At 39.5% G+C, this 12243-nt stretch carries 7 protein-coding genes; 3 read left to right on the top strand and 4 right to left on the bottom strand.

The window, feature by feature from the left end:
* The first annotated feature begins 20 nt into the window (after positions 1 to 20).
* Positions 21 to 995: a diacylglycerol/lipid kinase family protein gene (locus tag DK846_RS02040; protein ID WP_109967247.1), complete on the top strand. Its 975-nt coding sequence runs from the start codon at positions 21 to 23 to the stop codon at positions 993 to 995.
* Positions 996 to 999: 4 nt separating this feature from the next.
* Here the strand turns inward: DK846_RS02040 and DK846_RS02035 are convergent, their stop codons facing one another.
* From DK846_RS02035 to DK846_RS02025, 3 genes are all read right to left on the bottom strand, one after another.
* Positions 1000 to 3573 (bottom strand): cation-translocating P-type ATPase, encoded by a 2574-nt coding sequence (locus DK846_RS02035; RefSeq protein WP_109967246.1) that lies wholly within the window; start codon positions 3571 to 3573, stop codon positions 1000 to 1002.
* 421 nt (positions 3574 to 3994) lie between these two features.
* Entirely contained in the window at positions 3995 to 4531 is a 537-nt protein-coding gene (locus DK846_RS02030) for a chemotaxis protein CheW (RefSeq protein ID WP_109967245.1), read from the bottom strand.
* 13 nt (positions 4532 to 4544) lie between these two features.
* Positions 4545 to 6581, bottom strand: a complete 2037-nt coding sequence (locus tag DK846_RS02025) for a HAMP domain-containing methyl-accepting chemotaxis protein (RefSeq protein ID WP_109967244.1) — start codon at positions 6579 to 6581, stop codon at positions 4545 to 4547.
* A gap of 308 nt (positions 6582 to 6889) precedes the next feature.
* Between DK846_RS02025 and DK846_RS18270 the strand changes: the two genes are divergently transcribed.
* Together DK846_RS18270 and DK846_RS18190 are read left to right on the top strand one after the other, a co-directional pair.
* A complete protein-coding gene (locus DK846_RS18270) occupies positions 6890 to 7228 on the top strand; it encodes a winged helix-turn-helix transcriptional regulator (RefSeq protein ID WP_109967243.1) in 339 nt (112 codons plus the stop codon).
* Positions 7229 to 7380: 152 nt separating this feature from the next.
* Positions 7381 to 8907: a PAS domain S-box protein gene (locus DK846_RS18190; protein WP_342769646.1), complete on the top strand. Its 1527-nt coding sequence runs from the start codon at positions 7381 to 7383 to the stop codon at positions 8905 to 8907.
* Positions 8908 to 9478: 571 nt separating this feature from the next.
* Here DK846_RS18190 and DK846_RS02010 read toward each other — a convergent pair.
* A complete protein-coding gene (locus DK846_RS02010) occupies positions 9479 to 12073 on the bottom strand; it encodes an ABC transporter substrate binding protein (protein WP_181391575.1) in 2595 nt (864 codons plus the stop codon).
* Between the last annotated feature and the right edge of the window lie 170 nt (positions 12074 to 12243).

Genomic DNA, 12243 nt, shown 5'->3' with positions numbered 1-12243 from the left:
CTCTTCTTTTAGGAAATTGCATGACAAATAAGCGGGAACTTGGAGATCTTATCAGGAAAAAAAGGCAGGCAGTTCTCATCGTCAATACCCATTCCCGTAAAGGGGAGAAGTTATTTTTCAGGGCTCTTGATCTTCTCCATCTTCGGGGTATTGACGTAATCGCATCATATCCTGTCCGAAAACCCGAACGATTGAGAAAAGTGGTAACCGAGGTACTGGATCAGAAACATCCTCTCATTATCATTGGCGGTGGTGACGGGACATTTAACACAATTACTGATCTTTTTGTCCACAAAGATTCTGTTCTGGGCATTCTTCCAATGGGGACGGCGAACAATTTTGCCCGGTCAATGGGGATCCCTATGTCGCTTGAAAAAGCTATAGAGGTTATCGTTCATGGAAAAGTTGTTGACGTAGACCTCGGAATGATAAATGATCAATATTTTATCAACATCGCAACGATAGGATTTTCCCGGGATGTGGTTTCGGCAACTCCGAAACTTCTGAAACGATACCTTGGAATGGTATCTTACCTATTGTATGAAACCAGTTATCTCATTTCACAACAACTGTTTTCCTGTTCTATCACCATTGACGGAGTTACTGAATGTATCAAAACAAGACAATTGATCATTGCAAACGGAAGTTTTTATGGGACTCGTAAAATTACTCCAGATGCTCATATCGATAACAAAACTCTCATCATTTTTGCAATGGACTCGGAAAGTGAATGGCAGGGACTCAAGTTCTGGATAGGATTCCTTCTCGGCCGGCATCTTGTATTTCCTGAATCACGGTTGTTTAAGGCACAGTCAGCATGTATCGAGACAAAACCCGGGAAATACGTGATCATGGGGGGAGAAAAGATGACACGGACACCAATCCGTCTTGCGATCGATCCGGCAGCGGTTACCATCATGGCTCCTGATTCATTTCAGGATCATGATGAACACCTTCTACTAAATGTACCTGGTTCTGACCCGGAGATCTCCTGATTTTTTACTGAATCAGGAGGTCTGCTTCTTCTTTTCTCTTTTGCCGTGAATTCCAGATCTTATACACCTCAAACCAGAGGACACTCACAACTCCGGCAAGCACACAGGTAATAAATTCTTCGAAAGATATCGGAGCAAACCTGAAGAGATTCTGAAGTGAAGGAATTATGAGAATCAGAGTGAGACCAATGAGTGTTCCGGCAAATACCCACCCCATCGCTTTGTTCGGAGTCTGGATTGTCTGAACCATCGTCTCTGACCATGAACGATTTGTCAGGATCAGGAGCAGATTAGCTATAACAATCGTTGTAAAGGTGAGTGTTCTCACTTCTGCTTCATTAAGACCCCTGTTTATCGCAGAAAGATACACCAGAAAGACAATTGTAAGAACTACGAACCCCTGGAGAAGACTGAGAAAGAGTGTCTTCCTGGTAAAAAGTCGTTCATCTTTCTGACGAGGAGGACGATTCATGACATTTGATTCTTCTTTTTCAGATTCGAACACAATTGAACAGGCTGGATCAATGATCAATTCAAGAAAGACGATATGAACTGGCATAAGAATGAGAGGGAGATTAAAAAGCACAGGTATGAGGGACATTCCGGCAATTGGAACATGAATGGAGAAGATATATGCCATGGCTTTCTTCAGATTATCATAGATTCTCCTTCCTAACCTGACCGCAGATACAATCGAGGTGAAGTTGTCGTCAAGCAAAACAAGTGACGAAGATTCCCTTGCGACATCGGTTCCCCTTCCTCCCATCGCGATACCGATGTCAGCAGATTTTAATGCAGGAGCGTCGTTTACCCCGTCACCGGTCATAGCAACAACTTCATGATTGGCTTTAAGGGCATTGACAATCCGCAATTTTTGCTCAGGGACAGCCCGTGCAAACAGGGTGGCAGTTCTGATTTTGTCTTTTAATTCTGGTTCCGGTATCTGTTCAAGTTCTGATCCGGTAATACATTCATCAGCATGATGAAGACCGATCTGTTGTGCAATGCTTCGTGCAGTCAACGGATAGTCTCCGGTGATCATGATAACCCGTATTCCGGCTGAATGACATTCTTCCACGGCCTCAGGAATTCCAGGCCGGATCGGGTCTGCGAATCCAATCAGTCCCAGGAATTCAAACTCAAAATCATGCTGTATTTCAGGAAGTTCAGGAAGAACAAACGAAGCTTTCGCAACCCCAAGAATACGAAGTCCTTTGGATGCAAGCGTGTTGATATGTTCGGCCAGCATTTCACGGTCAGGTTCAGGAAGATGACAGAGGTCAGCTATTGCCTCGGGTGCTCCTTTTGATGCAATAATGAACTCATTTCCATCAGGGGATCTCCAGACGTTAGACATAGCCAGGAGTTCGGCTGAAAGGGGATATTCTACAATCAGGTTCCAGCCGGTGTGGATATGTTCTGTCTTCCCAAAATCGCCATCTGACAGGTGGAAGAGTGCCTTCTCCATCGGATCAAAGGGATCTTTTTTGCAGGCAAGGATAGCGTACTCAGATAATTCATGACAGATATCTGGAACTGAATTTGCACCGGTTGGATCATGATCACAGATCACCCCACCGGCAAAAAAGGTCTGAACTGTCATTTTGTTCAGGGTGAGGGTACCGGTTTTATCTACACAAAGTACGGTGGCTGAACCAAGGGTTTCAATTGCCGGAACATGGCGTGTCAATACCTGTTTTTGTGATATTCTCCATGCACCAAGAGCGAGAAATATTGTAAGGACAACCGGGAACTCTTCAGGGAGAATAGCCATAGCCAGTGTAATCCCGGCAAGAAGACCTGATATCCAGTCTCCCTGTGTAAACCCATACACTACCACGATGATCAGGCAGAGAAAGAGCCCGACAGTTGCAATGGTCTTGACCATCCAGGAGATCTCTGTTTTAAGCCTGGTATCATCCCTGTCGACGGTCTGTAAAACAGAGCCAATCTTGCCCATCTCTGTCCGGGAACCGGTGGATTTGACCTCCGCAAGACCCTGCCCCTGAACAACCATAGTACCGGAATAAATGAAGGGCAAATCATCTCCTCCGGGATGCTGTTCAGATTGTCCTTCTGTCCAGGGGATTTTTCTGACCGGGACTGATTCTCCGGTCAGAAGTGATTCATCCACTGATATATGATTTGATGAAAGAAGAATACCATCTGCAGGCACCCGGTCTCCTTCTGAAAGGATGAGAATATCACCGGTTACCACTTCCCTTCCTGCGATTCGTTTCTGTTCTCCGTCTCTGATTACCAGAGCACGTGGACTTGAAAGGTTTCGTAAAGCTTCCAGGGCTTTTTCTGTCTTCTGCTCCTGGTACACCGTGATCCCGATGATGACAACCACGAAGCTCATCAGCATGATACCTTCAGTAATATCGCCGAGGAAGAAGTAGATCAGCCCACTTGCTACCAGGAGGATGAACATCGGTTCTTTGACAACCTCGAGGATGATTCCGGGAATACCACGTTTTTTTGTTTCCGGGAGTTCATTATATCCTTCAGTTCTGATCTTCTCAGTTACCTGCTCACTGGAAAGACCCCTGACATCGTCAATTTCGAAGATAGTCATGATTGACACCAATTTTTACGACTCTGGTTTGTTGCCATCGTCTATCTCACCGCTTTATGATATCCTGGTTGCAGAATCTGGCAGATGCCACCATTACACGTTACGTCAAATGATACCTATGAGTTGATAAGAAGTTCGATGAAAAAAAGAATCTGTAATGTAACAATTTGTAAAATTAAAAGAGATAGTATCCAATATTGAAAGAAAATATCATACCCGCTTCTACGGTTTTATCTACTCGTTGCATCCTTCTCTTCTCCACTAGATCAGTGTAAAATTTGAATTACTTCCTCAATGACAGACTTCAAATATCGATTCGAGAAAGAATGACTTCCACATACTTTTCGGTGATGAGATTATTTTAAACAATTAATCTCCAATAAAATTGTCTAAGCATAAAAGATAATTAATGAATATAATATTACCAATCCAGATTAATATTCTGTACAATCTTTTTTACATCCAGAAGAAGTATCAATTCAGATATATCTTTCCCCATTAAATCCTGATATGACCTCTTTATTACACCCTTCTGATAATGATCAGAAGAAGATTCATGAATATCGATCTCATGTGGAGAATAATTCTGAACTGACCGAACATCATCAACCAGAATTCCAATTGGTTTCTGACAAATAGAGGGATCGAGAATGATAATTCTGTCTTTTTTCTTCTGATCTGTTTTCTCTGAATTAATTGATAATAAATTTTTGATATCAATTACAGAAGTAATAACCCCCCGGAGATTAGTGATTCCACGGATATATGAAGGAGAATTTGGAATTAATGTTATCTCCTGGCAATTTATAACTTCTTTTGTATCAAATAAATTGATTGCAAAAGGTTGGGACTCAATAATAAATTCAATTACTTTGATGTCTCTCGATCCTGTTGCCTGATGAATGTTCGAACTTTGATAACCAGATTCATTCTGACTAGTGATGACACTTTCCTGCATGCAACAATCACCGTCAAATCTTAAAGAAATTCACCTGGTTCTGTACATTCTCGACAATGCCATTCAGGTTTCCTATCACCTGAGAGATCTGATTTACTGCTGCTGCAACATCATTTGTTGAATTGGCAGACATGTCAGCCTCTTTTGATGTATCTGATACAAGACCACCAACCTCAGTTACACTAGCAGTAATCTCCTGAACTGATGCAGCCTGTTCTTCAGTTGCTGCAGCAACATCCGTTACATTCTGGTTGATATTACTAATGAGATCAACAATCCGAGTAAAAGCCTGCAGGGTATCCTGAAGTGCCTTTCCTCCGTCTTCGACATCCTTCGATGTCTTTTCCATTGCATCCGATGCCTGAATAGAACGTTTCTGAAGATTCTCAATAATGGTTGCAATGTTTTCGGCAGAGGTCTGGGTCTCCTGTGCAAGTGATTTGACCTCATCAGCCACAACAGCAAACCCAAGTCCTGCTTCCCCTGCCCGTGCAGCTTCTATTGCAGCATTGAGAGCGAGAAGGCTTGTCTGATCAGAAATGTCCCGGATAAGGCCAACAATTTTTCCAATCTCTTCCATCTGTTCCCTGATATCTTCAATAATCTCCTTACTTTCATTCGTGGATGTGGTTATTCCACCCATTCCCCTTTCAGCAATACTGGCAAGAGTGACACCTTCTTTTGAATATTTATCTGCTTCATTGGTAAGTTTACTCACCTGTTCGCTCTTGATTGCAACCTGGTTTACGGTAGTATTGAGATCTTCCATTGCCTTAAGGATCTGTGTTACCCCATTGTTGCATTTATCAGCATTTTCACTTACATTCATTGATGAATCAGAAACTGATTTCACACTTGCAGCAACCTCCTCTGAACTTGCATTAGCTTCTTCAGCATTTGCTGTAAGTTCAGCCATCTGTTGCTTAATTATAAAAATGGCATCAGATACCGATTTACCACTATTATTAAGGGCATCTTTGAATCGTTTGAAATCACCCTTAACATTTGCCTTTTCGTCATATCTAACCGAGAAATTTCCACTCGCAAATTCATTGGCGATTCTCATTGCTTCCAGGTTCGGGTTGACAAATGCCTCTACCAGATCATTGGTGCCCTGTACCATAACCCTGAATTCACCATCATATTGGGATGCATCAAGATGAACATCCAGATTGCCATCTTTGATCTTCTCCGCAGTTGCCAGTATTGCAGCATTTGTGGCTTTGGATTTTTCAAGATTTTCATTAATCTTCCGATTCTGGTTTTCAAGATTTATTGTCATAGAATCAAATGAACTTCCAACTTTACTGAGTTCATCGGTACCGATCATATTAATCCGGTATGACAGATCACCGGATCCGACAGATTCCATGCCTTTAAGGAGGAGGTTAAACCTACGGGTAAGATTCTTTATTATAAACCATGCAAAGCCAAGAAGGGCCACCAAACTGACAATGATAATGATTATTGATAATGTCAGCATCTGATTATACAGGCTATCAGTATCTTTGTAGAACTGATACGCAGATTGGTTATTGATATCTACGAGGTTTTGTAATTTCTTTTCAATCGCTTGCCGTTTCGGCACAGCTTCTTGTGCACGAAGTGTACGGGCTTCATCATTCTTTCCTTCATAACTTAATGCAAGAACCTTCTCTATTGACTGAACATATTCGGGCATTGTCTGCTTTATTTCCTGAATTGCAGCCTTTCCTTCATCAGTCATCTTCATGGCTTCATACTCTGAAATCTTTTTGTTGAAGGAATCCAGTGATTTATCGATGCTTTGGTTTTTTATTGAGTCCATCTTGGTTTTATCTTCTTCAAGTATGTACTCTGAAACCCCATTTGCAAAATATAATAGATTTGAATTTGCTTCTTCTGCCTGCATTGTATGAATGTATTTTATCTCATACATCTCATTTAACTGTGAATTGATGAGATTTGCCGTATACATCCCACTCAAACCGACAACAATAATAGCAATAATTCCAATCGTTACAAGAGTGTACAATTTCTTACTTAACGTGATATTGTCAAAATTAATCATTTTTACACCAAATATATCCCAAATCTAATTTAACAAATTCAATAATCTATCAAAAACTGGATCTGAACGCCTGTTTAAACAACCATCCTGAATTTTACGTTGATCAGATCCAGAAAACCATCACAATAAAAAAATGAACCAGATTCCATTTTTTTAAAGTCAATCGCATTCTCTATCAAAAGACTCGAATACATACCTCACCCGCAATACTCATGATAACCTTCAATCGGCCGTACCCCTATTTTAGCAGGAGGGTATCGGCGCTGATTTCCATACATTTAACAAGGTTTATAAAAACCAACTAAGGTATGGACACAATCCACAAATCAATCCTGAATGCACTTTCAGGACACAAAAAGGGGCTAAATATCAGAGAAATATCAGAAGTCTGTAACCTGAATCCTCACACCACTGCCAGGAATTTAGATATACTAGAACTATTAGGACAAGTCAGGAAAATCGAGATCGGCAGATCTAAAAAGTATTATCTGATAAATTCTATTCCGGCTTTAGGATTGATAGATGTTACATCAGATCTTATCCTCATCATAAATTGCCAACACAGGATTGAATACATTAACCATTCAGCAAAAAAAAACTCGGAATCGAAGAACAAAAGATTGCAGGAGTACGGTTGGAATCATTAAATCTTGATCTTTTTTCTTCCCGGGAGATTCTCGAAGGTCTAAAATCGTTTACACCTGAGAAAATATCCCGTATAGAAATCCCATATACATGGAATGAAAAATCGCTTTGGTATTCAATATCGATTGTCAGTCTTTACTTAAAACCAGGCACAATGTCTATAGCCATTATCGCTGAAGATATCACGTCACAAAAAATAGGTCAGAAATGTCAGGAACTTATGATATCCGTACTCCAAATTCTAAACTCCAGGTTTAGTGAGGGCAATAGTGCTATACAAAATATTCGGCTCAGTATCCTGCAATCTTCTTTGGTAGAAATAGTAGAAATAGAATTAATAAATAATGGATCTCCTTTAAGCGATTCCAGAGAATTACCCTTTTTTTTGGGAGATATCAATCAGGGCACATCCAATACGATAGCATATAAATATCTCAAATCGGTTTTGGGTGAGAGAATAGCAGCAGAGTTGTATGCCTGTATTTGTAGAGGTGAAACCGATATCGAGGATCCATTTTTTACAAACGGCGGTAGTTTTTACATTAATTCGTTGAATGATTTGATAATATCATTCAAGGGACCTGATCTTCAGGATACTATTCTGAACCAGAAAAGCCACGACAAATATGAATCGTTGGCCATTATTCCCATTACATCCCAAAGGGGAGTTATTGGTCTGCTTCAATTATTCGATAAAAGGAAAAATATTTTTTCAAATGACATACTCAGTTTCTTTGAAGGTATTTCATATTTTATTGGTATCGCACTTGAACATCAGCAGATGGAAAAGGATCTTAAGGAAAGTGAAAAAAAATACCGAATGATTGCTGATAATGTTCAGGATGTTATCTGGGTGATGAATTTAAATGGTAAATTTACCTATATCAGTCCTTCAGTTCTTCAATTCCTTGGATATCATCAGGATGAAATGTTAACAAAGACAATCCCCGAAATTGTTCACCCTAAATATTGTCCGTATATTCTGAACATGATCCAGGAAAATATTGAAACTGTGAGAAGGACCAAAAAACCTCTTATTGATAGGGTAGAGATCAGGCTCTCACATAAAAATGGTTCCAATGTATGGACTGAGATTGTAGCCCAATATATGTGTGATGATCTAGGAAATCCATCTGAAATCGTTGGTGTAAACAGAAACATAACAGATAGAAAACTTTTCCTTGATGAATTGGATAAGTACCGAAATACTCTCGAATCAACAATTTGGGAGAGAACTCTGGCTCTTCGTAAAGAGATAACAATCAGAAAACAGACTGAAATATCTTTGCGGGAGATGAATCAAGTGCTCCTTGATATCATAAATTTTTCTCCGGATGCAACATTTGTTGTTGATTCTAAAGGGATTGTGATAGCATGGAACTATGCTATCGAAGAACTGAGCGGCTTTGATGCATCAGATATAATTGGAAAACATAAAGATGAATGCTCTTTTATTATTTACAAAAAAAAAAATCCCTTTCTGATCGATTACCTTTTTGCTGAGTCTATCGTAATAAAAAATAATTATCATAATATTCATCGAAAAGGACTCGTGATAACTGCAGAAAAGTCCTCAATACTAATAAAAGGTGAATTAAAAACAATACGGATAAAAGCTGCTCCACTGTATGATACGGAATCAAACGTCATAGGTTCTATCGAATCAATTTGGGTATTATAACTTGATTGAAGACAGTGCCAAATCCGAGGTTTTATTAGGAGCATTATTAAGAAAATCAGAACCATATTACTCAATAACAAGCAATTTTTGGTGTGTCTTTAGTTACAATCAAATAGGAAAAATGGATCGGTCCATCTCCCCCTTTTAAGAACCATACGTGACCCTTTTTATTTATGCGGTTCATACATCATGAAACCCAAATTTCGGGCAGATATAAGGAAAGTAAGTACGCTACACTTAGACATCTGGAGTTCTTGATACATCCTATCCATGCGGGTAATTAAGTACTCATGATCAAGATATGGATTCATTTCTAGTTTAACCATAAAATTTCTCGGACTGGTGTTCCAGAATACACACGTAGTTTGTTTTCCTTTCTACACAAAACCAAGTTTCTGTTTCCAACCTTGACCAGTGCCATCGAGTGATCCATTTATGCCCTTTATCGGGATGTTTTCATTTCATCCATTACCAGAGTTGATCATCTTTCAAAACATCATCCATCCCATGAAGATATATAACATATCAGGATAATGTTATCAAATCATGTCATTTCAAAAATAGGAGAATGTTATCCGGTTTTAAACACATGGATTAATTTCTGGGTCTCCTCAACCATTGTCTTCATAAGTGAAGCCTCATCAGCAACCTTTCCTGTTGCCTGATCTGTCTCTTTCGCAAGATCAGAAAGATCTGCAATGGCCTTTTTAATTGGATTCATAGCATCGTCGATGAGTTGAATTTCAGTATTGATCTGGTTAGTAACATCAGCCTGGTTTTCTGTAGTTCTCGTGATATCTGAAATACTACTGATTACTCCATTGACATCTGATACAATGACATTTAATGAGGCTAATGTCTGATTTACGCTTTCAATACCGATAAGAATTTCATTATATGCGTTTTGCATTGCAGTGCTTGTGGTAACACTGTTACGGGTAATTTTTGTGATCAACTGATCAATATTTCCTGCTGCTTCCTGCGATCTTCCGGCAAGTGTTTTAACTTCATCTGCAACGACAGCAAAACCTCTACCAGATTCACCTGCTCTCGCTGCCTCAATTGCTGCATTTAATGCCAGCAGATTTGTCTGTTCTGAAATATCAGTGATGATTTTTAAAATACTGGAAATCTCAAGGATATCCTGATTAAATGCCTTCATCTCCTCGACAGCCTGCCGGGATATCACTTCTACAGATTTCATTTTCGAACTGGCATCCTGACCAAGCGAGACAGCTTCTTCCCCGGCTTTTGCAACTCCTGCAGAAACATCACAAATCTCTCTTGAGCTCCCGGCAATTTCTTCAATAGATGCTGATAAATGAGTGATATCCTCAGTTACTTTACCGAGCTGATCGACCTGACGGTATACGGTTTTTGAGGTCTCATCACTAATATTCGCAACATGGGCAGCAAGCCCGGTGAGATTCAATGCCCCTTCGGCCACATGACCGGAGGATGCATCAAGCAGTTCCATCTTTGCATTGATACTGGTCAGTGCATTTCGAAGTGACTCAAGAGATGTATTCAGATCACGCTTAATTGAGACAAGAGGATCTCCTTCAAAAATGGGTGCAGAAGAAGTCAGATCACTATGTGCAACAGCAGACAGATTCGTGGATAGTTCAGCAATACTCTTTTCTAAACTAAGTGCCAGGTTTTTCTGATCTGTAAAGTCATCATACATCCCAACCAGTTCGATAACAATATTATTTCCATCTGTTATCGGAATATAATAAAAATCAAGATGCCGGACACCTAGAGGAGTTTTAATACTGACCTTTCCTCTTTGAATTGTTGAGGTTTGTATGGCATCTTCGGCACTCCCTCCATCACGTGTTTCAATCATGTAGTCTTTTAAACTCATCGTAAGGAGTTCTTCTCGTTTATATCCCGATATCTGTATCCAGACATCATTAACCGCTACTGTTTTCAATTCAGGGTTGTAGGTAACAATTGCTATAGGGCTTTTTTGAATAAGTGTCTCGGTTTTGTTTATCAGACCAGATATCTTCTCTGATGATTCTTTTACTTCCATTTCAGATTTCTTGATCTTCTTGATATTTCGCATGAGATAGAGGATAAAAATAATAAAAATAACGAAGATTACGATTGTAACGACAATATACAGCCAGTATGCTTCTAAGAAGTTGAAAGGTCTGTTTTCAATGGTACTTCCTGCCGGAAGCATACCAGGTTCAATATTAAAGCGACGCATCTCAACATTGTCAAACATATAAACATTAGGGCTTTCTTTCATCACCGGGATATTTTCTGGTTTTTCTCCTTTCAGAATCCTGATTGCCATATCGGTTGCTGTGTTACCATGTTGAGTCCCACTGTTCATCTTTCCGCCAATAACACCATTCCCAAGAGTGGAATCCAGAACACCATATACCGGGGCACTACGATATCTGCGGACCAGGTCAGCATCTTCTTCATATGTTAAAACTTTACCATTCTTATCTTTGGCAAAGTTTACCAGGAGAATAGCATCTGTTGACGGAATTTTAGAGACCTGATCTGTCAGTTCATCAACTGTGAGATTATTCAGGATTTTAAATTCTGCTTTATTTTTATACTCAGGAAGGATGGCATCCAGTTGCGACCTGAATGCTTTCCCTGTAGAAGTCCATTCCTCGTTGATGATATAGATCGTTTTGGCTTGTGGATGGTTTTTCAAGATCAAATCAATATTATCTTTAAAAGAGGCTTTTTCTACAATCCCTGTAAACCCAGATATTCCCTTAAGCTGTGAATCATCAAAGTTATTCACTCCGCAAAAGACAACCGGGGTCCCAGGAAATAACAAGTCCCGGCTTTTCAATATATACTGATACGCATCATCATCAGAGACAATAATAGCATCAAAGTGCTTTGATGCATATTTTTGTTTCATATATGATTGCAGATCAGCAATTCTGGTCTCATTTAATGGGATCGTCCGGGTATTCAGATACTCAACATACACTTCAGATCCAGGAAGCCGGGTTGCAACCTCACTTCTGATAGCATTTGTGATTCTGTCAGACCAGCCCCATCCCAGATGATAGGAGTTGATATTCAGAATGTTGTAAGCCTTATCTTCGGCTGAAACATTGACCGGAATGATCAAAACACAAACAAATAGTAAGAATACAAAAAACAGAGCAACTTTGGATTTCATCTCCTCGATTATTAAACTGTTCCTATATAGGTGCATCGATCTCAATGAGAAAAAACACAGAATTGAGACCTAATTTTAATAAATATTCATTTTATAAAAGAATCTACATCAAATAATTCACAGGACTCCGTTTTTATAAATATTTCCAGAGTACTATTAATACGATTCAA

The organism is Methanospirillum lacunae, assembly GCF_003173355.1.
Taxonomy (GTDB): domain Archaea; phylum Halobacteriota; class Methanomicrobia; order Methanomicrobiales; family Methanospirillaceae; genus Methanospirillum; species Methanospirillum lacunae.
The sequence above is the reverse complement of the archived record's forward strand: the minus strand, read 5'-3'. Positions and strand labels throughout refer to the sequence as shown.

Bases quoted from the DNA above. Each gene is read 5' to 3' on its own strand.
- DK846_RS02030 (WP_109967245.1), bottom strand. From the start codon at position 4,531: ATGCAGGAAAGTGTCATCACTAGTCAGAATGAATCTGGTTATCAAAGT.
- DK846_RS02035 (WP_109967246.1), bottom strand. From the start codon at position 3,573: ATGACTATCTTCGAAATTGACGATGTCAGGGGTCTTTCCAGTGAGCAG.
- DK846_RS02025 (WP_109967244.1), bottom strand. From the start codon at position 6,581: ATGATTAATTTTGACAATATCACGTTAAGTAAGAAATTGTACACTCTT.
- DK846_RS18190 (WP_342769646.1), top strand. From the start codon at position 7,381: ATGTCTATAGCCATTATCGCTGAAGATATCACGTCACAAAAAATAGGT.
- DK846_RS18270 (WP_109967243.1), top strand. From the start codon at position 6,890: ATGGACACAATCCACAAATCAATCCTGAATGCACTTTCAGGACACAAA.
- DK846_RS02010 (WP_181391575.1), bottom strand. From the start codon at position 12,073: ATGAAATCCAAAGTTGCTCTGTTTTTTGTATTCTTACTATTTGTTTGT.
- DK846_RS02040 (WP_109967247.1), top strand. From the start codon at position 21: ATGACAAATAAGCGGGAACTTGGAGATCTTATCAGGAAAAAAAGGCAG.